A 20483-nucleotide genomic window follows, 5' to 3' on the forward strand; every position below is an offset into this window, starting at 1 on the left:
AGAACGGGCAACAGTGCGCATGCGCTGTTGCCCGTTTTGCGTTCCGTGGATCGCCCCGATGACGATCAGCCACGGAGGGCGCTGGGGCGAATGTCCTCGGGCATGGAAGCCGCGCCAAACGCGACCCGGAGCTGCTCGTTGAGGACGGCACGGGTGTCCTGTACATAAGCCGTACCCCGGCGCACGTCATCGGCGGCGGGGTCAGCGAGACCGACCCCGGCGAACAGGACGCGTGCCAGCCGTGCTGCGGGCGCTTCCGGATGACCCCGCACAGCCAGCGCGGCGGTGTAGCCCCGCCAGCGCTCTGCCCATAGACGGCCGGTTTCCGCATCGTGCCGTGCTTCCGCAGCCACGACCGGCGCCAGTTGATGGGCGACATCAGCGGCGGTGCGGTCATCCAGTGCATCGCGCTCGGCCACGATGAGCCCGATGGCTCGGCGCGCAAACGCCAATTCGCGGCGCGCCACCTGCGCATTCCCGCCGCACGCGGTGAGCCACTGGAGCGTCGCCGCATCCGGTTCGCGCAGCAGATGATTGAGGTACACCTCCACCCGCTGCCGCCGCGCCCGTGCCGCTTGCCAGTCGGCCCAGAATCCCATGCGGTCTGCTCAGGACTGCAGAATGGGGAGTGCGCCGGGAGCGTCGCCGTGGACCTCGTAGGCCGGCAACCCGACGCGATCACGCACGACCGATTCGTCGGCCAGGAGATCGCTCAGCCTGACCCCCTCGAGCACCTCGTCGATCCGCTTCTGGAGCAGCATCCACACAGGGCGAATGCTGCAGTTCTCCGCCTCGGCGCAGCGTCCGGCATCCACAGGATGCGAGACACAGTGCAGATCGAAGGTGGTGAGTTCCGACGCCTGAATCACGTCGCGCACGGTGATTTCTTCCGGCGTGCGCGCCAGCGAATACCCCCCACGTGCTCCGCGCGTGCTGTTGACGATGCCTGCGCGACGCATGCGCAGCAGGATCTGTTCGACGTAGTCGCCCGGCAGCTTCTCTCGGGCTGCGATGTCGCGACCCGTGACGGGGCCATTGCCGTCCCGCCGTGCCAGATGGAGGGCGCAAATCAGCCCGTACTCGGCCCACGTAGTTATGCGCATACCCGAGAGTCTAGATCGCTTTCCCAAGAGAGACAAGGATCTGCACCGGCGGACCCGCGCACCGGCTGTCCTGTTCAGCCTCCCGCTACGGATCCGTGCTTGCCTGCCGGTACCCCGATCTCGGTCAGGCGCCGCAGATCGAGCACGGCCTCCACGTCCCCTTCGGGGAGCAGGTGCTCACGGGTCACCAGCTCGCGAATGAGCACGCCTTCGCGCACACTGCGCTTGGACAGCTCGGCCGCGGCGGCATAGCCGATCTGTGGCATGAGCGCGGTGGCCAGCGCGGCCGATCGTTCCACCCAATAGGCGCACATCGCCTCATTGGCTTCGATGCCACGCACGCACCGCTCGGTGAGTGACGCGACCGCGTTCGTGAGAATCCGCAACGACCACAGCACATTGTGGGCGATGACCGGCATCATGACGTTCAATTCGAGCTGGCCGTGTTCGGCCGCCATGGCCACCGTCACGTCGCAGCCGACGACCTGATAGCAGACCTGATTGACCATCTCGGGGATCGACGGATTGATCTTGCCCGGCATCATGCTCGACCCCGGCTGTACCGCCGGGAGCATGATCTCGTCCAACCCCGTTCGCGGTCCGGACGCCATTAGCCGTAAGTCACTCGCAATCTTCGAGAGGTCGACGGCGAGGCCGCGCAGCGCGGCACTGAATGCCGCGACATCCCCCATGCTTTGCATGAGCTGCATGCGATCGCCGCCGACACGCAGCGAGGCGATCCCGGAGATCTGCTGCAGGATCTCGACCATCAGCGGCGGATATGCCGGCTCCACCGTCACACCGGTGCCGACGGCACTCCCACCGATCCCGAGGTCGTTGAGGTAATCCGCGGCCTCGATCACGCGTCGTCGACAGCGGGCGATCGTGCCGGCGTACGCTGTGAACTCCTGGCCGAGGCGGATGGGCATCGCATCCTGCAGATGGGTGCGCCCGGCCTTCACGATGTGATCGAACGCCGCGGCACGCTCCCCCAGCGCGGCTTCGAGAGAGGCCAATTGCTCGAGCAAGCGGGGCAGCTCGCGGAGCACGGCCAACCGGATGTTCGTGGGGATCGTGTCGTTGGTGCTCTGCGCCATGTTCACATGATCATTCGGGTGCACCGGGGTGTACGTCCCACGTGCGGATCCCAGCAGTTCATTGGCGCGATTTGCGAGCACCTCATTGACGTTCATGTTGTGCGAGGTGCCGGCCCCCGCCTGGTAGGGGTCGACCACGAAGTGCTCACGATGCCGACCGGCGAGGACCTCGTCGGCCGCGGCAATGATCGCGTCGGCGCGCCGCGCGTCGAGACGTCCGGTGCGGCGATGCGTGATGGCGGCCGCCTTCTTGATCCACACCTGCGCCACGACGAAAGGCTCGAGTGGCGCGAGCCCGCTGATCGCGAAGTTATGCAGCGCCCGAACGGTCTGGATGCCATAGAGCGCATCGTCGGGCACCTCGAGTTCACCGAGTGGATCCTGTTCGATGCGGGTGCCCATGCTGCCACTCCGAGAGCTCAGGGGAAGACGACGGTGGTGTCGGTGGAGGCGGTGAAGTGCAGATTGGCCCCGTTCGCGCTCACGAGATTCGTGCGCCAGCGCACGAGTGTGAGTGAGCGTTTGGACGACGCGACGAGAAACGGATTGAGCAAACCGGCGGGGATGTTCACCGAGCCGTCGTCCTTGAGGGCGCAGTAGACCTGTTCGTTGGCGTACGTCGAGGTCACCGGATTGGGATACTTGATCTGCAGAATGACGGCCGCGGAGGCGTCGTTGGTGCCGTTCCACGTGACCGTGAGGTTCGCACCCGAGGTCGGTGTGTTGAGGGGCCCCAGCTCGATCGGCTCAGCGAGCTTCACCGTCCCGCTCATGGCGGGAAAGCTGTTGCCGTTCCCCGGCACCGAGACCTGCGCGACATCACCGGCGGCGTAGGTGATGGGTGCGCCCGCCGGTGTGGCGTACCGCTGGTCGCTCGTCGAGTACGGCAACGAGCGGGTGACACCGGCCACCACGATGCTGATGGCATCGCCGGCGCTACGATCCCCGCGCGCGGTCACCGTGGACGTGTCGACGCTCGCGTAGACACATTGGTCGTTCTGCTGCGCACTGCTGTTGGGCACCTGCCCCCCCACCCCTTCGAAGGCTACGAACGTCACGGAGGCGGAGCCATTCCCCGTGACCGTGCGCTTGCCGATGAAATTCACCGCGCCGTATCTCTGCCCTGTCTGCTGGGTCTCGGTGCTACCGGCGCAGGCCCCTGTGAAGGCCGTCAGCGCGATGGCGCCAGCGGCCGCGGTGATCAGGCGACGACGAGGGGTGATCGCAACAGCGGTGCGCATGACGAAGGAGTTGGAGACGTACTGCGTAGTGGTCGGCGGCGCTTACGGGACGCTCTCTGAAGGACCTCAGGAGCCGATAGGCCGCGCAACGCCGCGCAGAAAGGGATTGGACGCGAGTTCGCGGCCGATGCTGGTCATAACACCGTGGCCGGGCAATACCCGAGCCTCCTCGTTCAAGGTGGCCAGCCTCGACAGTGACTGCTGCATGAGTCTGGGGTCGCACAGGGGCAGATCGGTTCGGCCGATGGATCCGGCAAACAGCACGTCGCCCGAGATACACAAGCCGTGCCCCACGAACGCGACGTGACCCGGCGCATGTCCCGGCACGTGCCACACCTCAAAAGTGTACGCGCCGAGCACGACGGTATCGCCTTCAGCCAGGTCGTGGGTGGCCGGGGGCGGATTCTCCACGACCAGGCCCCACCGGCCGGCACTGTCGGCGGCATTCGCGTAGAACACCTCATCGGCCGGATGACGGTACACCGGCACGCTACGACTCCGCATCACGCCGGCGACGCCACCGACGTGATCGAAGTGGCAATGCGTGAGCCAGATCGCACTGAGCGTGCACCCCGATGCGTCGACGGCCTCGAGGAGTCGATCGGCCTCGTCCCCGGGATCAACGAGCACGGCCTGCCCCGATTCGGGATCGGTGAGCAGCCAGCAGTTTTCCTCAAGGGGGCCGACGGTGAGTTGCTGCACGCGCAGGCGCGACATGTCAGGCTCCCGCAGCGGGTGCGGCGATCGCGCTTTCTCCGGCTTCGAGCACCGGCGTTTCACCGATGCCGTGATGCGCGAGCCAACGTTCCGCCTCGAGCGCCGCCATGCAGCCTGTTCCGGCCGAGGTAATCGCCTGCCGGTAGTAATCGTCGATGACGTCACCAGCCGCGAACACGCCCTCCACATTGGTGGCCGTACGCCACGACGACACCTTGATGTAGCCGTGCTCGGTGACGTCGATCTGTCCGCCAAGGAACTTCGTATTGGGCGTGTGCCCGATGGCCACGAAGAGCCCACCCACTTCGATTTCGCTGGCTTCGCCCGTCACCGTGTCCTCGATCTGGAGACCGGTGATGAAGTCGCCGCCCAGCACCTCGGTGACGCGTGAGTTCCACAACACGCGCACCTTGGGATGCGAGAGCACACGATTGGCCATGACCTTGGAGGCGCGGAAGCTGTCGCGGCGATGCACGATGACGACTTCGCTCGCAAACTTGGTGAGGTACATCGCCTCCTCCATCGCCGTATCTCCACCACCAACGACGGCCAGACGCTTGTTGCGATAGAACGGCATGGCACCGTCGCACACGGCACACGCGGAGACGCCACCGCCAATCTGGGCGAGTCGAATTTCGCTGTCGAGACCGATCCACTTCGCGGCCGCACCCGTGGCAATGATGACCGTGTGGGCCCGGACCGGCTCAGAGTAGCTGGGCGTGATGGTGAACGGGCGCTGCGCGAAGTCCACCTGCTTCACCAGCTCGGACACGACGCGCGTGCCGTGGTGCACCGCCTGCGCCTTGATACGCTCCATGAGTTCAGGGCCGCTGAGCGGCTCGGGGAACCCGGGGAAATTTTCGATGTCCGTGGTGAGCATGAGCTGCCCGCCGGGAAGCTCCGTCCCCACCGGTTCGCCCTCGAACACGAGCGGCTTGAGGTTGGCGCGCGCGGCATAGATCGCGGCGGTCCAGGCGGCGGGACCGGAGCCAATGATGACGACGTTCTCGATTGTCGAAGCGGGCATGACCACGGGGTGAAGAGCGTTGTAAAGCGACAGGCGGTGACAATGCATCACCGATGTTCAATCGATATCCGACCTTGTGTCAATCGATGGCGAGCACGCCGAGCGCACCATGACAGTGCGAGACGGTCCCGACCAGCACGCGGCTCGGGCCATGGGCGGCCCAAGCCGATACCTGCCGGTCGGCACCGGCAATGGCGTCCGCATCGATCATACCCACGCCGTAGGTGCGGTGTTCACAGTGAAAGATAGCCGCACCGCCGAGACTTGGTTCGTCGTGCGCGACTTTGCGAATGGTGATCGGCATGCTCCAGTCGCGGGCCTCACGGGTGGCCGGGCATTTCGCGGGTTCGATGCAATTCACCGGACAGGTCCAGGTGGCAAAGCTCACGTAGTGCCGGGCATCGGGGGCGGCGCGCTCCCACGGTGTGGGGGGCGTGACGGGCATGGGCTCCACCCGGACGTGGCGGGTCGGCCAGCGGCCTCGGGCGCGTTCGACGAGCCAATCCAGACAGAGGTGCGGCATGAGTGGCGACGGCACCATGGCGTGCCCGGCCAGCGCCTCGGGCCCCGCGGCGAGCCATTCGGACAGATAGGCCGCCCATTCCTGCACGACGAGGCGTACCGGCGCGCCGGCATGCGCGCCGTCGGCCAGCGACATCGCCACGCGGCAAGCGGGATCGCGATCGACCACCACGATCTCGGCGGCCGTGAGCGCCCCTCGCTGGATGGCACGCGTGAGCTGCTGCGTGTACCAGCTGCCATAGCATCCGCCGCCGATCACGACGATGCGCTCGAAACGCAGCATGCGACGACTAGCGGCGCAGATGGCGGCCGCCGTCCACGGACAGGACGGTGCCCGTGACGTAGGCGGCCTCGACCAGATAGTGCACCGCCTGCACGACGTCCTCGGGCGATCCGCTGCGCGCGAGCGGGACGTTGCGCAGAAAGCGCGCCGTGGCATCAGCTGTCAACTCTTCGGGCGCGAGGACCAACCCCGGTGCCACGGCATTGACGCGTATGCGCGGCGCGAGATGATCCGCGACGGCGCGCACGAGCTGCGTAAGCGCTGCCTTGGTGACCTGATGCGGGACGAGGCGCGGGAATCCCGTTTCGTTGGCCAGATGATCGGCGATCTGCACAATGGCGCCACCGTTGTGCATCGCCCGCGCGGCGGCCTGCATGAGGAAGAACGGCGCGCGCAGGTTGATGGCTTCGGTGCGCGCCCAATCGTCGGGCGTTACGGCGTCGAAGTCGCGCCACTCCATGATGGACGCGGAACTCACCACCACATCGAGGCGATCAAAGGCATTCACGGCCGCCTGCACTACGCGCGCGGGGGCCGTCGGGTCGGCGAAGTCCTCCTGCACGACCACGACGCGCACGCGGTGCTCGCGTTCGAGCGCGGCGGCAAGCTCGGCTGCCGCGTCGGGCGAATTACCGTGATGCAGCACCACGTCGTACCCGCGCTGCGCAAAGCTGCGCACGAGTTCGGCGCCCACGCGGCGCGCGCCGCCAGTAACGAGCGCCACGCGGCGCAGCATCGCTCAGCTCAGCGCGGCGGCCCGTTGCGCCGCCTTCGCATCCTGCCAGTCGAGCCAGATCTTCGGAACCAGCTGTCCGCCAAGCTTGCGGGGGCCATCGTGGGTCCCGTGCCAATCGGAGCCACCGCTCGGCAACAACCCAGCCTGTTCGGTGTTCTCCACGAGTCGCTGCACGAGGTACGGCGGGTGGCTCGGGTGCAGCACTTCCACCGCGTCGAGGCCGAGCGCGGCCAGGCGAGCGATGCGCGCCGGCGTGGCGAGTTCGCCGGGGTGCGCCCACACGGCGATGCCTCCAGCCCGATGCACAAGGGCGATGGCGTCGGCAACGTCGAAGGTTTCCTTGGCCATATAGGCGGGCCGTCCCCAGCCGATCCACTTGTCGAACGCTTCGCGGAACTCGCGGACCCACCCGCCGGCGAGGAGAGCGCGCGCGATGTGCGGGCGACCGACGGCCCCCGTGCCAGCTTCGGCCAGCACGGCCTCCATGGTCACGGGAATCCCGTGCGTGTTGAGCGTGGCGACAATGCGTTCCGCACGCCGCACCCGCTGCCCCTGGAACTCCAGCAGCGCCTCGCGCATGGCCTCGAGGTTGGCGAGATGCAGACCGAGGAGGTGCAGTTCTTCGCCTTCGAAGTGCGAGCTGAGTTCGACCCCCGGCACGATGCGTACGCCGAGGCGCGAGCCCGCCTCGATCGCTTCGGGCAGCCCTTCCACCGAGTCGTGATCCGTGAGAGCGATGGCGTAGAGACCGGCCTCGGCAGCGGCTTGCACCACCGCGGCAGGGGGCAGCGCCCCATCGGACGCCGTGCTGTGCACCTGCAGGTCCACGAACGCCGGCGCAGGCGCCGTGGTGGTGTCGGTCACGAGCGGTAACCCGCCTCTGGTGAGCGCGCGCCTGGCTGCGACGCGCGGAACAGCTCGAGCAGTTGTGCGTCGTCGAGTTCAGCCAGTGACTGCTCGCGCGAGCGCACGCCCATGGGGGAGTAGCGGGTGACGCGCACGTCGCGCGCGTCACCGCTCCCCGTCACGAAAATGAGCCCGTACTCGTCACCCACGTACTGGGTGAGAAATCCGGACGGATACACCTGCCATTCACGACCGTCGATATCGATGCGACGTGTGGGCACGTCAACCTCCTTGTACTTCACGCCAGATGTCGGCCGGCATGTCGCGTTCGTGAAGCGCCGCGATCTGTTCCTCGCCGGCGGCCTCGGTGAACTCGACGAAGCGGCCGCGATCATCGGCATGTTCAAAGACCCAGAAATGCGCGGGCACTGCCGCTGCGCGCTGCTTGCGCCGCGACAGTGCCGCGAGATAATCGGCCCGCTCCGCATCACTGACGCGACGTTCCACGATGGTGAGCGAGCGGGCCATGCGTACGTCAGCCGTTCGTTTCGGAGACCGACTCGAGCGCCTTCTTGAGATCGCCCATGAAACGATCGGCGTCGGCGCCGTCCACGACCTTGTGGTCGAAGGAGAGCGAGAAGTAGCAGCAGGTGCGGATGGCGATCGTGTCCTCACCATCGGGACCGGTGATCACCTTGGGACGCTTTTCGATGGCACCGAGGCAGAGGATCGCCGTGGTGCCCACCGGAATGATCGGCGTGCCCGTGATGGAGCCGAAGGTGCCCGGATTGCTGATGGTGAACGTCGCATCCTGCACTTCGGTTGGGCTCAGCTTCTTGCTCCGCGCGCGCGCGGCGAGATCGTTCACGCCGCGCGACAGCCCGGTGAGCGAGAGCTCATCGGCGCGCTTGAGGACCGGCACGATGAGCCCGGTGGGCTCGAGCGCGACCGCGATGCCGAGGTTGATCTGCTTGCGGTAGATGATGTCGTTCCCCGCCACGGCCGCATTCAGCACCGGGTGGCGCTTGAGCTGCGCGCTCACGGCCTGGAGGATGAACGGCATGTACGTGAGCTTCTGTCCCGACTGCGCCTCGAAGTCCCGGCGCATGGCATTGCGGATGCGCGCCACGCGGGTGAGATCGATTTCCCAGAAGGTGGTCACGTGGGCTGCCACGCGCCGCGCGGTGGCCATGTGATCGGACGTGAGCTTGCGGATCTTGGACATCGGCTCGACGATGTCACCGGGCCACGCGGTGGGCAGCGGGCCGTGCGATTCCACGCCCGCCGGTGCGTACATGGAGGCGCCAACAGCCGGGGCTGCACCGGCAGCGGGACGGTTGGCGAGGAACGCGTCGAGATCCTTCCTGGTCACGCGGCCGGCGATGCCGGTGCCCGACAGGCTCGCGATTTCCACGCCGTGCTCCGCGGCGATCTTTCGCACGAGCGGGGACGACTTGGTGCGCAGGCGATCCTCAAGGGAACCAGCCGGTGCCGACGGCGCTGCGGGCGCCGCCGGGGCGGGCTGAGCAGGAGCCGGCGCAGCCGCCGCCGCGACGGGCGCCGGAGCGCTCGCCACCGCGACTTCGGCTGCGGGGGCCGGCGCGCTCGGCGCCGGGGCCGCGGCTGCCGCGGCCGCATCGGTCTCGAGGCGCGCGACCACGGTGTTCACCGCCACGGTCTGCCCTTCGCCCACGATGATTTCCATGAGCACCCCCGCCGAGGGCGACGGAATTTCGGCGTCCACCTTGTCGGTGGAAATCTCGAAAATGGGCTCATCACGCTTCACACTGTCGCCCACCTTCTTGAGCCAGCGCGACACCGTTCCTTCCGCGATGGATTCGCCCATCTGCGGCATGATCACGTCTACACGAGCCACTCGATCATCCTCGATACGTGGAAGCTGCGTCTTCCGCCTGATCGCGGCGCTTGAGCCGCCACAGGGTGAAGACCGGAAGCGTGACGGCCCCGATGGCCGCGCCCCACCCGGCGTACACCCACCATTCGCAGGCGGGGAGCCCGGGCTCCGGTGTGCAGCGATTGAAAAAGCCCATGAGCTTGCCGATGCCAACTCCGGACATCGCCCCGCTCACGGTGCCGATGAAAAGCGTAAAGCAGCCGACGCCGATGTTACGCCCCGTCCGGTCTTCGGACGTGGGGCCAGGCGCACCGACCTCGGCCATCAGTATCCGGCCTCGATGAGGTGCCGCGGGTCGGCGGCACGATGCAACACGTTGAAGTACTTCTTCACGTTCTTGTCGAGACGGCTTTCACCGACCTGGTCGGTGTGCACTTCGACGAACGTGTAGTGTCCCCCCTCCATCTTGACGGAGAGGGACATGGTGCCGAGCGCGCCCGCAAAGGTGCGGGAACGTGCGTCTGCGCCCCCGCGAGTGAGTCCGAGGGCGCCGAAGTACCGATCGGCCTGCTCGAGCACCTGAGTGGGCGTGAGCGAACACCGATGGAAATGCCGCATGCGTGGAGCTCCGTCAGTGCCCGTCAGGGCACCGGCTTCCGCGTGGTATCCGGTACCGCCGGTGCCTTGGCCGTATCGGTGACACGCGTGGAGGTGGGTGTCTGAATGTTGCCTGGTTCGTCAGCCGACAGGATGTCCTGCGTCCAGTCCTGCGTCTTCTGCAGAATCTGCGTGGAGTCACGGCGGAACTGGAGGGCCATGGCCCACATACCGGCGGTGACGAACATCAGATTGCTGCGGTAGGTCCCGAGCTCGCCGGTCTCCTCGAGCCCGTTCGCCACCGTCTTCATGTCCTTGTTGGTGCCGAAGATGCGTCCCTGCCCGCCCTGGATGGGGAGACCGGTCTTCGCATCGTGCACCATGACTCGCCAGTAGATGGGCTCGAGCGCGCGCGTGGGACGGGTCTCGGGTGAGACACGAATGGTGAAGTCTTCGGTGCGAAGACGGAGTTCACCGAGAGGCGGTCGACCCGCATCGCAACCGGCCAGCATGGCGCCGGCTGCGAGGGCAACAACCGCGCGACCGAACCGACGCGCGCGCGTGAGCATCACTGATAGTATTCCAGCCCGAGGTGGGTGATCTGCTCCTCACCCATGAGGTGACGGAGCGTGTTCTTCAACTTCGTCTGCTGGATGAAAAGGTCGTGCTCGGGCTGCAGTCCCGCAGCCACCGTGGGCGCCTTGTAATAGAAGCTTAACCATTCCTGAATGCCCTTCATGCCGGCGCGCTGGGCGAAGTCCGAGAACAGCGCCAGGTCGAGCACCAGCGGGGCGGCCAGGATGGAGTCGCGGCAGAGGAAGTTGACCTTGATCTGCATCGGGTAGCCGAGCCAGCCCTTGATGTCGATGTTGTCCCAGCCTTCCTTGTTGTCGCCGCGCGGCGGGTAGTAGTTGATGCGCACGACGTGCGAGAAGTCCTTGTAGAGCTCGGGGTACTTCTCGGGCTGCAGGATGGTGTGCAGCACGGAGAGCTTCGACTCTTCCTTCGTCTTGAACGACGCGGGATCGTCGAGCACCTCGCCATCGCGGTTGCCGAGGATGTTGGTGGAGTACCAGCCCTCGAGGCCCAGCATGCGGGCCTTCATGCCCGGCGCGATGACGGTCTTCATCCACGTCTGGCCGGTCTTGAAGTCCTTGCCCGAGATGGCGACGCCCTGGCGGTTCGCCAGGTCGACCATGGCCGGGAAGTCGGCGGAGAGGTTCGGCGCGCCGTTGCAGTAGGCGACGCCTTCCATGATGGCCGCGTAAGCGTAGAGCATCGACGGTGCGATGGCGTCGTCGTTCTCTTCCATGGCCTTCTCGAAGGCCTCAATCGTCTGGTGCTGCGGGCCCGCCTTGATGTACGTCTCGGTGGAACCGCACCACACCATGGCGCCGCGCGTGGCGCCGTTGGCCGCCATGAAGTTGCGGATATCGGCGCGGAGCTGTTCGGCGAGATCCTTCTTGGTCGGGCCGGACTTCACGTTGGTCGCGCCGGTGATGCGCGTGACGTAGCGGTTTTCGAAAACGGCCGGCATCGGCTTGATGCTCTTGAGGAAATCGGCGATCGGCTCGATGTCGTCCTTCACGAGCACGCCGGCCTTGGTGGCGGCGGTGTAGGCGTCATCCGGGATGGGATCCCAGGCGCCGAACACGATGTCGTCGAGCGACGCGAGCGGCACGAAGTCCTTGATGAGCGGGCTGCGGTTGTCCGTGCGCTTGCCGAGGCGAATGGTGGCCATCTGCGTCAGCGAGCCGATGGGCACCGAGAGGCCGCGGCGCACGCGCTCGACGCCGGCAATGAAGGTCGTCGCCACGGCGCCGAGGCCCGGCGTGAAAATGGCGAGCTTGCCCGTGGCCGGGGCGATGTTCGCGGGGGTCCCGCGGGTCGAGTCGGACACTGCGTTTATTCTCCAGGAGAGGTAGATGTCGGAGCAGCCGTGGTGATGCGATGCACGTACGCCATGCGCTGGAAGAACGTGATCCAGGCAGTCGTCATGAGCAGCGTGACGATACAGGCGAGCACCCACCCGTGCAGGGCAAGGCCGAAGAAGGCCTGTGGTGCGGCCAGGAGCGTGATGCGCTCCGGGCGTTGCAACACGCCGACGCGCGCCGAGAAGCCAAGCCCCTCGGCGCGGGCGTTCGTATACGACGTGAGGAACGTCGCGATGAGCGCCAACGTGGCCACGATGACCATGGCCTGGTTGGCGTGTACGGGATGCGTGGCATAAAAGACCACGAGCCCGCCCAACAGGAACCCGTCCGCCACGCGATCAAGCGTGGAGTCGTAGAAGGCCCCGAACTGCGTGGTGGTACCGGTACGCCGCGCGACGGTACCATCGAGCACGTCGAACAGCGCGGTGAGCCCGAGGAACCATCCGCCCACGCTGATGTGCCCGGTGGCAAAGATCACCCCTGCCGTGCAGGTGCAGATCGTGCCAACGGTGGTAATGGTATTGGGACGCACACGCTTCGCGACCAGAAAGTCCGCCACAGGGGCGATGACTTTCAGGTATCCGCTAACGATGGCGTTCCAGATGGCTTTCATCAGGGCGACGGTGACTGGACCCGGCTCGGTCGATGGCGACACATGGACGACCATCGGGCGTTGGTACGGCCGGAGGGCCCCGGTACCGTGCGTGCACGGGTTCGGGACCAGCCGGGGAAAGCTAGAACTGCCTCACCCTCAATGGTAGAGATGAAAGCGCCGTGCGTCCTTCTCGAAGGCCACAATCTGCGGCAGCAGGCGATCCATGACAGCGTCGGGGTCCGCCCCACCCTGCAACGCCTCCCGCACCTTGGCCGACCCCATGCGCAGATCGAATCCCGGGAGGGTGAGTCGGAGGGAATCGCTGTGCACCCGCGCGAGGGCCCAGAGCATGGCCGCACCGACCCGAGCGGGCTGTACGCGTTCACGGTCGGTCAGCTCGAGGCGGATGCCGGGGATGGAGCGGCCGGCGAACTTGCCGTCGCCGGGCTTCTCCGGCGTGAACCGCTCGGCGTGGAACTTCACCCCCGTGAGCGAGAGGTCCTCGAGCAGCCGCACGACGGAATCGGCGCGGAGCCACGGCGCGCCGACGCGCTGAAACGGCTGCGAGGTTCCCCGCCCCACGGACACATTGCTCGCCTCGAATGGGACGAGCGCGGGATAGAAGAGCGCGGAAGTGAGGTTGGGCATATTCGGCGACGGCCGCACCCAGGGGAGGTCGGTGTCATCGAACCACATGCCTCGACGCCAGTTGCGCATGGGGACGACGGTGAGGCGCGTCCCAAGCTTCAGGCTTGCCTGGAAGAGTCGCGCGAGTTCGCCCATGGTGAGCCCATGGCGGAGGGGGCTCGGGAAGATGGCGAAACCGTTGGTCCGATTGGTGCCGGTAGGGTACTGTGCATTCGCCAGCGCCGAGTCGAGCAGCGCCCCTTCGGTCGCCACGCCAGAGAGCGGATTGGGGCGGTCCAGGACGAGCACCGGAATGCCGCGCCGTTCACCGGCCTGCATGGCGTAGAGCACGACGCCGACATAGGTCCAGGTGCGCGTGCCGATGTCCTGCAGATCGACGACGAGGACGTCGACATCCTGGAGCAGACTGTCGGGGGGCGCGATGGTGGTGCGCTGATAGAGCGAATGCACCGTGAGCCCGGTCTTGATGTCCTTCTCGTCGCTCAACCCCTCGCGGTCGGCCACGCCCAGCGCGCCGTGTTCAGGAGCGAAGAGCCGCACGAGCTTGACGCCGGCACGTTGGGCCCGCTCGTCGGCGAACAGCAGGTCGACGGTGCGACGTCCCTTCTCGTCTACGCCGGTCTGATTGGTGATGAGGGCCACGCGCTTGCCGGCCACCAGCTTGACGCTGTCGTCGAGCAGCACCGTGATGCCCGGCCGCACCTTGCGATCGATGTTGAGCCGTCCCCGCATCCCCGGCGGGAGATCGCCCTCGTCAGGCGGTGGACCGGCGTTCGGCTGGCGTCCGGCGCAGGCCGTCATGGCGAGCACGCTGGCCAGCGCCACGGCGCCCAGCGCCAGCCATCGCGCGGTCGTATTCCTCGAGCCTGTCTTCATCGCACTCACGCGTGTGATCTCCGTACTAAGTTGCAGGACATGCTTACCGCTCTCGCCAACACATGACCGGCTTCACTCCCCACCCGCGGCCCGATGCGGCACCGCGTCCGGCATGGAAGGTACACCACCCCGTGGTCCGCTGGGCGACGGGGCTCATGGCGGGCCTCGTGCTGACGGCGTGCCATCGCTCGCCGAACGCCACCCCGCTCACGCCGTCGGCGCCGCTCCCGGCCGCCCTGCGCCAGACGGTGCTGGACAGTGTGCGCCAGGTCCTCGACAAGGCGGTGGCCGACGGGGCATTCCCCGGGGCCTATGCCGTGATCGGCACACGCCGCGGCATCATTGCCGAGTATGGCGCCGGTCGTCTCGACAGCGCCGACGCGACACGCCCCACGTCGCGCACGGTGTGGGACCTCGCGTCACTCACCAAGGTGGTGAACACGACGAGTGCCATGCTGCGACTCGTCGGCAGCGGCCGCGTGGCGCTCGACACCCCGGTGGTGCGATATCTGCCCGAGTGGCAGGTTCCAGGAGCGGGGCGCGTCACCGTGCGCCACCTGCTGTCGCACAACGCCGGCCTGCCCGCGTGGCGCGCGCTGTACAAGGAAGCCGCGACGCCCGAAGAGGCCATGGCGCTCGTCCTGGCGACCCCGCTCGACACGGTACCAGGCGTGCGCTTTGTCTACAGTGACCTGGGGTTCATTCTGCTGGGCCGCCTGGTGGAGCGCGTGAGCGGTGAGCCGCTGGTGTCGTACAGTCCGACGCACGTGTTCGCTCCGGTGGGAATGCGGGACACCCGGTTTCTGCCGCCGGCCTCGTGGAAGGGGCGTACGGCGCCCACGGAACAGGACCCGTGGCGGCAGCGGAAAGTCCGCGGCGAGGTGCACGATGAGAACGGCGCGCGACTGGGCGGCGTCGCCGGCCACGCGGGGTTGTTCTCCACCGCGCACGACCTGTCCCGGTTTGCCCGCCTGTATCTCAACGGCGGTGCGCTCGACGGCGTGCGCGTCTTCGATTCGACGACCGTTGCCGCCTTCACGCGCGTGCAGGATACGACCGTGTCGCGGCGGGCCCTCGGGTGGGAAACGCCGACCGGCCGCAACTCGGCGGGCGTGCGACTCACCGCGACCGCGTTCGGCCACACCGGGTTCACGGGGACGTCACTGTGGATGGATCCCGAGCGTGATCTGTTCGTGCTGTTGCTCACGAACCGGGTCAATCCCACCCGCCAGAACCTGCGCATCGGAGCGGTGCGTACCGGGCTGGCCGACGCCGTCGTGGGCGCCCTCGTGGGCATGCCGCGGTGAGTCTGATTACCCAGCCGCGTGTCGGGGGCGTGGACCCCTTGGCGCCCAGCCGGGTTTCTTGCAAGGGGAGTATTCCTCTCGCTATTTTGGATGTAGCACGCACTGACATGGTCGACGGGATGCCTCGCGAGGGCGAGGTGACCGCGGCGATGCAGTCCATCAGGCCGGCAGTCCCGTCGGCCGTTTCGGAGGACGAGTATGAGCACGATGCAGCAGCCGGACGTCATGGTGGTCATCACGCCTGTCGCCGCGGGCGAAGTGCGCAAGTTCATGGAAGCCGAAGGCGTGACGCCCGAGCAGGGCGGTCTGCGCGTGTCGGTGATGCCCGGCGGGTGCAGCGGCTTCAAGTATGGCCTCGTGATCGAGGACAAGTCGGCGGAAGACGATCTCACCGTGGAAGTGGAAGGCATCCGGGTGTTCGTCGATCCGTTTTCGGCGCAGTACCTGAGCGGCACGACGATCGACTACGTGTCGTCGATGCAGGGCTCGGGCTTCACGTTCAAGAATCCGAACAGCACGGGCGGCTGCGGCTGCGGCAGCTCGTTCTCGGCCTGATTCATCCGGTCGCCCTCGCGGCGATCCCCTTCGACACTCCCCATCTCCATGTCATTGGTCACCGGAACCTCGGCGGCCCGTGACGTCTCGCAGGCCCGCCCGCTCTCTTCGAGTGGCGGGCCTGCGCGCGTTGCGGGTTCGCCCTTCGTACATGCCGGCGTGTCCGGCACGGCGCGTGAGCGCATTCCCACCGTCATCATCGACGAACACGGCGCCATGGCGCGCGTGGTCGCCGGCCGTATTGCGTCGCTGATCCGCAGCCGACAGGCGGCCGGACGCTCGATCGTGCTTGGGCTCGCAACGGGCAGCACGCCCATCGGCGTGTATCGCGAGCTCATCCGCCTGCATCGCGAGGAGGCGCTGAGCTTCCGCAACGTGATCTCGTTCAATCTGGACGAGTACTACCCGATGCAGCCGGAGAGCATCCACTCGTATCACCGGTTCATGTGGGAGAATCTGTTCTCGCACGTGGACATCGATCCGGCGAACGTGAATATCCCGCCGGGCTCGCTCGATCGCGCCGACGTCGACGCGGCGTGCGTAGCGTACGAGGCCAAGATCGAAGCGGCGGGCGGGATCGATTTCCAGCTGCTCGGCATCGGCAAGACGGGGCACATCGGGTTCAACGAGCCGGGATCGGGGGAGCAGAGCCGTACGCGTCTCGTGCACCTCGACTCGATCACCCGGCGCGACGCCGCTGCCGATTTCTTCGGCGAAGAGAACGTCCCGCGTGAAGCGGTCACGATGGGCATTGCGACCATCATGGGCGCGCGGGAAGTGGCCATTCTCGCCACCGGTGAGCACAAGGCGGGCATCGTGCGCCGCGCGGTGGAGGGTGAGATCGATCGTGCCGTGGCGGCGACGTTCCTGCAGCGGCATCCGAACACCACGTTCTACGTTGACGATGCGGCCGCGGCGGATCTTACGCGGGTGGCCACGCCGTGGCTGCTCGACGAGGTCGTGTGGGACGACGCCATGATGGTGCGCGCCGTGACGTGGCTCGCGCAGCAATGCGGGAAGGCGATCCTCAAGCTCACGCAGGCCGACTATGCAGAGAACCACCTCACGTCGCTGGTAGCGCGCCACGGTTCGCCGGGCGCCGTGAACGGCCTCGTGTTCAACATGCTCGGCGCGAAAATCCGCGGGAAGAGCAAGCTGCCGCGTGGACTCAAGACGATCTGTTTCTCGCCGCACCCCGACGACGACGTGATTTCGATGGGGGGCATTCTCCGCAAGTTCGTGGAGAACGGCAACGACATGACGGTGGCCTACATGACGAGCGGCAACATCGCCGTATTCGATCACGATGTCCGCCGATACATCGACTTCCTGGTGCGCCTCGATGCCGAGCGGATCGGCGGGGGGGCGAATGTGCAGCAGCTCGCGGACACCGTGCACTCGTTCCTCGAGAACAAGCAGCCCGGACAGGTGGACATTCCCGAGGTGCAGGATATCAAGCGGATCATCCGCGAGTCGGAAGCGGTGAGCGGTATTGAAGTGATGGGACTCACGAAGGCGAACGCGCGGTTCCTCAACCTGCCGTTCTATCAGACGGGCAAGGTGCGCAAGGATCCGATCGGCCCCGCCGATGTGGCCATCGTGGCGCAGCTGCTGCGCGAGCTGCAGCCCGAGCTCATCTTCGTGGCCGGTGACCTGTCGGATCCGCACGGTACCCACCGCATGTGCAAGGAAGCGATCGACCGGGCCGTCGCCGAGGTGTACGTGGGCGACATGGCGTCGAAGCGCCCGGAGATCTGGCTCTATCGCGGTGCGTGGCAGGAGTGGCCGGTGACCGAAGCCACGGTGCTCGTACCGCTGTCGCAGGAGGAGCTGACGCTCAAGATCCAGGCGATCTTCAAGCATCAGTCTCAGAAGGACTCGGCGCCCTTCCCCGGTCAGGACGAACGCGAGTTCTGGCAGCGCGTGGAGCAGCGCAACAAGACCACTGCCCGCCAGCTCGACCAGCTGGGGCTCGCCGAATACTTCGCGATGGAAGCGTATGTCGTCGACTAAGTGTGCACGCCCATGACCACCACGTTCAACCTTCTCGATCTGTTCGTGCTGCTCCTGTATCTCGGCGGCACGACGGCGCTTGGTATGTGGATCGGCCGCAACCAGAAATCGGCGAACGATTATTTCGTGGCCGAGCGGGCGATTCCGTGGTGGGCGGTGTTGTTCTCGATCGTCGCGAGTGAAACGTCGGCGCTCACCTTCATCAGTATTCCGGGGCTGTCGTACACCGGCAACCTCGGATTTCTCGAAGTGGTGGCCGGCTACATCCTCGGGCGTGTCGTGGTAGCCTATACCCTGCTACCGCGCTATTTCGCCGGCAATCTCGTGACGGCGTACGCGTTGCTGGAGACGCGGTTCGGTCTGGGCACTCGGCGCTTCACGTCGGTGGTATTCATGGTAACGCGCGCGATGGCGGATGCCGTGCGCGTGTTCGCCACGGCGATTCCGGTGGCGCTCATCATCGGCCCAGTGATCCCGCGCGAGTACGCCATGCCCGCGGCGATTCTCGTGCTCGGGGTGCTGACGGTGATCTACACCTACCGCGGTGGCATGAAGGCGGTCGTGTGGACGGAGCTACTGCAAGCGAGCATCTACGTGACGGGGGGCATCGCCGCCATCGTGCTGCTCGGTCAGGCGGTGGATGGCGGCTGGAGCACGATCATCGATCGGGCGAGTGCGGCCGGCAAGCTGCAGGCGATCGACTGGTACGCCGGTTTCGACCGACCGCACACGATGTTCGCCGGGTTGATCGGCGGCGCGTTCCTCGCGATGGCGTCGCATGGTGCGGACCAGATCATCGTGCAGCGTTTGCTCTCGAGCCGGTCGCTGCGCCAAGCACAGGTGGCCATCATCGGCAGCGGCATCGCCGTCTTCGCGCAGATGACGTTGTTCCTGTTCGTCGGTCTTGGGCTGTGGGTGGTGTACAACGGACAGACGTTCCCGGCGGCGGATCAGATCTTCCCGACGTTCATCATCGAGCGGATGCCGCACGGACTGATCGGCCTGATCGTGGCGGCAATCATCGCGGCGACGATGAGCACGCACTCCGGGGCGATCAATGCGCTCGCCGCGTCGTCCACGTACGACATCTACCTGCCCTTCACCGGGCGCAGCGCCGACGATCCGCGCACGTTGAAGGTGAGCAAACTGTTCGCCCTGCTTTGGGGGATCGGGCTGACGGCCGGTGCGCTGCTATTCAAGGAGCAGGGGACGCCGGTCGTGGTGATCGCGCTTTCCATCGCCTCGTTCACGCAGGGCGGGCTGCTGGGCGGCTTCTTCCTCGGCATGTTCTGGCCGCGCGCCATCCAACGTGACGCCATTCTGGGGATGAGCGTGGGGATCGGGTGCATGGCGTTCATCGTCTTCGCCAAGCAGATCGTGGCGGCCTATCCGGGAATGGCCTCGACCCTCGGTGGCGTGGCTACGATCGCGTGGCCCTGGTACGTGCTGATCGGCCTGACGATTACCTTCGTAACGGGCATGTTGTCGTCGTTTACTCACGCGGCCCCGGCTCAACTGGCCGGCCGGTCGCCTGCATCCAGGAGTGTTTGATGAGCGCCGGACCTCTCGACCCGACGCCGCTGGTGGTCGGCGTGGATGGCGGTGGGAGCCATACCCGCGTCCTGCTTTCCGACGCTTCCGGCGCCACGCTGGCGCGCGTGGAGGGGGCGGGCAGCGCGCTGCGTCCCGGAGAAGAGGGAGCCGCGGCCGACATCATCAAGGCGCTCATTCATGAGGCACTGGCGAAGGCAGAGCGCACGGAGACCCGACCGGCGGTGTGTGTGGTGGGGGTTGCCGGCGCGGGTCAGGAGCGCGCGGCCCAGGCTTTGTGGTCGGCACTCGCCAAGCACCGCGTGGCGGACGACGTGTCGGTGCAGGCCGATGCGGCGATCGCGATGGACGATGCCTTCGGGGATTCGGCCGGCGTCCTGCTGATTGCCGGCACGGGATCGGTGGCCTACTCGAAGGCCCCCGATGGACGTTTGGAGCGATGCGGTGGCTGGGGCCCCAACGTGGGTGACGAAGGCAGCGCGCACTGGCTTGGTCGTCGGGCGCTGAGCGTGGTCACGGCGGCACACGATGGTCGCGAGCCGGAGACGGCGCTGACCGGTGCCATCCTTACCGCGCTCGAACTCGAGACGCTCGAGGAGGTGATTCCGTGGGCAGCCACGGCGACGCCCGCCATGTATGCCCAACTCGCTCCGGTCGTAACGAAGGTGGCCGCGACGGGCGATCTCCGTGCGAACGCGCTGGTCTCTTTCTGTGTGGAAGAGCTGGCGCTCCACGTGCGAACGCTGGCGCGGCGGTGCTTCACCGATGAGCGGGCGAGCATTCCGGTGGCATTCGCCGGTGGCCTGTTGTCCCGCGGTTCACTCGTGCGGAAGCGCCTCGAACAGCGTCTCAAGAGCGCGGTGCCCGGCGCCACGGTGAAGAGTGAGGACGTGGATGCTGCGCGCGGTGCCGTGCGGCGTGCGCGACGCCTGCTGGGCGTGGAAGTCTAACGGCGCTCCCGCCACCGACTGACGTACCGA

General features: G+C 66.7%; 23 protein-coding genes. 5 read left to right on the forward strand and 18 right to left on the reverse strand.

Annotation, left to right across the window (positions count from 1 at the left end; genetic code table 11):
• Nucleotides 1-65 precede the first annotated feature (65 nt).
• The 18 genes from ACIQ6O_RS01355 to ACIQ6O_RS01440 form a co-directional block, all read right to left on the reverse strand.
• Nucleotides 66-599, reverse strand: coding sequence for a hypothetical protein (locus ACIQ6O_RS01355; protein WP_396205964.1), 534 nt, complete (start codon nucleotides 597-599; stop codon nucleotides 66-68).
• Nucleotides 600-608: 9 nt separating this feature from the next.
• Nucleotides 609-1103: an RrF2 family transcriptional regulator gene (locus ACIQ6O_RS01360; RefSeq protein ID WP_396205965.1), complete on the reverse strand. Its 495-nt coding sequence runs from the start codon at nucleotides 1101-1103 to the stop codon at nucleotides 609-611.
• A gap of 74 nt (nucleotides 1104-1177) precedes the next feature.
• Complete coding sequence (locus ACIQ6O_RS01365) at nucleotides 1178-2602, reverse strand: aspartate ammonia-lyase (RefSeq protein WP_396205966.1); 1425 nt, start codon at nucleotides 2600-2602, stop codon at nucleotides 1178-1180.
• Nucleotides 2603-2619: 17 nt separating this feature from the next.
• Nucleotides 2620-3441, reverse strand: a complete 822-nt coding sequence (locus ACIQ6O_RS01370) for a hypothetical protein (protein WP_396205967.1) — start codon at nucleotides 3439-3441, stop codon at nucleotides 2620-2622.
• 66 nt (nucleotides 3442-3507) lie between these two features.
• The gene (locus ACIQ6O_RS01375) at nucleotides 3508-4158 is read right to left on the reverse strand and encodes an MBL fold metallo-hydrolase (protein ID WP_396205968.1); all 651 of its coding nucleotides are present in this window, start codon (nucleotides 4156-4158) and stop codon (nucleotides 3508-3510) included.
• Between the two features lies 1 nt (nucleotide 4159).
• Complete coding sequence (trxB, locus tag ACIQ6O_RS01380; RefSeq protein ID WP_396205969.1) at nucleotides 4160-5185, reverse strand: thioredoxin-disulfide reductase; 1026 nt, start codon at nucleotides 5183-5185, stop codon at nucleotides 4160-4162.
• 79 nt (nucleotides 5186-5264) lie between these two features.
• On the reverse strand, nucleotides 5265-5990 hold the full coding sequence (locus ACIQ6O_RS01385; RefSeq protein ID WP_396205970.1) for a hypothetical protein: 726 nt from the start codon (nucleotides 5988-5990) through the stop codon (nucleotides 5265-5267).
• Between the two features lie 7 nt (nucleotides 5991-5997).
• Entirely contained in the window at nucleotides 5998-6726 is a 729-nt protein-coding gene (locus ACIQ6O_RS01390; protein ID WP_396205971.1) for an SDR family oxidoreductase, read from the reverse strand.
• A 3-nt stretch (nucleotides 6727-6729) separates the two neighbouring features.
• Complete coding sequence (locus tag ACIQ6O_RS01395; RefSeq protein ID WP_396205972.1) at nucleotides 6730-7590, reverse strand: PHP domain-containing protein; 861 nt, start codon at nucleotides 7588-7590, stop codon at nucleotides 6730-6732.
• A complete protein-coding gene (locus ACIQ6O_RS01400) occupies nucleotides 7587-7853 on the reverse strand; it encodes a hypothetical protein (RefSeq protein ID WP_396205973.1) in 267 nt (88 codons plus the stop codon). The genes ACIQ6O_RS01395 and ACIQ6O_RS01400 overlap by 4 nt, the downstream gene beginning before the upstream one ends.
• Before the next feature lies 1 nt (nucleotide 7854).
• Complete coding sequence (locus ACIQ6O_RS01405; RefSeq protein WP_396205974.1) at nucleotides 7855-8100, reverse strand: hypothetical protein; 246 nt, start codon at nucleotides 8098-8100, stop codon at nucleotides 7855-7857.
• A 7-nt stretch (nucleotides 8101-8107) separates the two neighbouring features.
• On the reverse strand, nucleotides 8108-9448 hold the full coding sequence (locus tag ACIQ6O_RS01410) for a dihydrolipoamide acetyltransferase family protein (protein ID WP_396205975.1): 1341 nt from the start codon (nucleotides 9446-9448) through the stop codon (nucleotides 8108-8110).
• Nucleotides 9449-9452: 4 nt separating this feature from the next.
• Complete coding sequence (locus ACIQ6O_RS01415; protein WP_396205976.1) at nucleotides 9453-9752, reverse strand: hypothetical protein; 300 nt, start codon at nucleotides 9750-9752, stop codon at nucleotides 9453-9455.
• Nucleotides 9752-10045 (reverse strand): hypothetical protein, encoded by a 294-nt coding sequence (locus ACIQ6O_RS01420; RefSeq protein WP_396205977.1) that lies wholly within the window; start codon nucleotides 10043-10045, stop codon nucleotides 9752-9754. The genes ACIQ6O_RS01415 and ACIQ6O_RS01420 overlap by 1 nt, the downstream gene beginning before the upstream one ends.
• Nucleotides 10046-10068: 23 nt before the next feature.
• Nucleotides 10069-10593: a hypothetical protein gene (locus ACIQ6O_RS01425; RefSeq protein WP_396205978.1), complete on the reverse strand. Its 525-nt coding sequence runs from the start codon at nucleotides 10591-10593 to the stop codon at nucleotides 10069-10071.
• Nucleotides 10593-11924: an inositol-3-phosphate synthase gene (locus tag ACIQ6O_RS01430; RefSeq protein ID WP_396205979.1), complete on the reverse strand. Its 1332-nt coding sequence runs from the start codon at nucleotides 11922-11924 to the stop codon at nucleotides 10593-10595. The genes ACIQ6O_RS01425 and ACIQ6O_RS01430 overlap by 1 nt, the downstream gene beginning before the upstream one ends.
• A gap of 5 nt (nucleotides 11925-11929) precedes the next feature.
• Nucleotides 11930-12571 carry a CDP-alcohol phosphatidyltransferase family protein gene (locus ACIQ6O_RS01435; RefSeq protein ID WP_396205980.1) on the reverse strand — a complete coding sequence of 214 codons (642 nt, stop codon included), beginning with the start codon at nucleotides 12569-12571 and terminating at the stop codon, nucleotides 11930-11932.
• A 138-nt stretch (nucleotides 12572-12709) separates the two neighbouring features.
• Entirely contained in the window at nucleotides 12710-14077 is a 1368-nt protein-coding gene (locus tag ACIQ6O_RS01440) for an exo-beta-N-acetylmuramidase NamZ domain-containing protein (protein WP_396205995.1), read from the reverse strand.
• Between the two features lie 62 nt (nucleotides 14078-14139).
• Here ACIQ6O_RS01440 and ACIQ6O_RS01445 point away from each other — a divergent pair, with 62 nt between their 5' ends.
• From ACIQ6O_RS01445 to ACIQ6O_RS01465, 5 genes are all read left to right on the forward strand, one after another.
• Nucleotides 14140-15384, forward strand: coding sequence for a serine hydrolase domain-containing protein (locus tag ACIQ6O_RS01445; RefSeq protein WP_396205981.1), 1245 nt, complete (start codon nucleotides 14140-14142; stop codon nucleotides 15382-15384).
• A gap of 198 nt (nucleotides 15385-15582) precedes the next feature.
• Nucleotides 15583-15939 (forward strand): HesB/IscA family protein, encoded by a 357-nt coding sequence (locus ACIQ6O_RS01450; protein ID WP_396205982.1) that lies wholly within the window; start codon nucleotides 15583-15585, stop codon nucleotides 15937-15939.
• 48 nt (nucleotides 15940-15987) lie between these two features.
• Nucleotides 15988-17952, forward strand: coding sequence for a glucosamine-6-phosphate deaminase (nagB, locus tag ACIQ6O_RS01455; protein WP_396205983.1), 1965 nt, complete (start codon nucleotides 15988-15990; stop codon nucleotides 17950-17952).
• Nucleotides 17953-17964: 12 nt separating this feature from the next.
• Nucleotides 17965-19503 carry a sodium:solute symporter gene (locus ACIQ6O_RS01460; protein ID WP_396205984.1) on the forward strand — a complete coding sequence of 513 codons (1539 nt, stop codon included), beginning with the start codon at nucleotides 17965-17967 and terminating at the stop codon, nucleotides 19501-19503.
• On the forward strand, nucleotides 19503-20453 hold the full coding sequence (locus ACIQ6O_RS01465) for a BadF/BadG/BcrA/BcrD ATPase family protein (RefSeq protein WP_396205985.1): 951 nt from the start codon (nucleotides 19503-19505) through the stop codon (nucleotides 20451-20453). The genes ACIQ6O_RS01460 and ACIQ6O_RS01465 overlap by 1 nt, the downstream gene beginning before the upstream one ends.
• Nucleotides 20454-20483: the final 30 nt, after the last annotated feature.

The sequence above is a fragment of the Gemmatimonas sp. genome, assembly GCF_044345575.1.
GTDB lineage: Bacteria > Gemmatimonadota > Gemmatimonadetes > Gemmatimonadales > Gemmatimonadaceae > Gemmatimonas.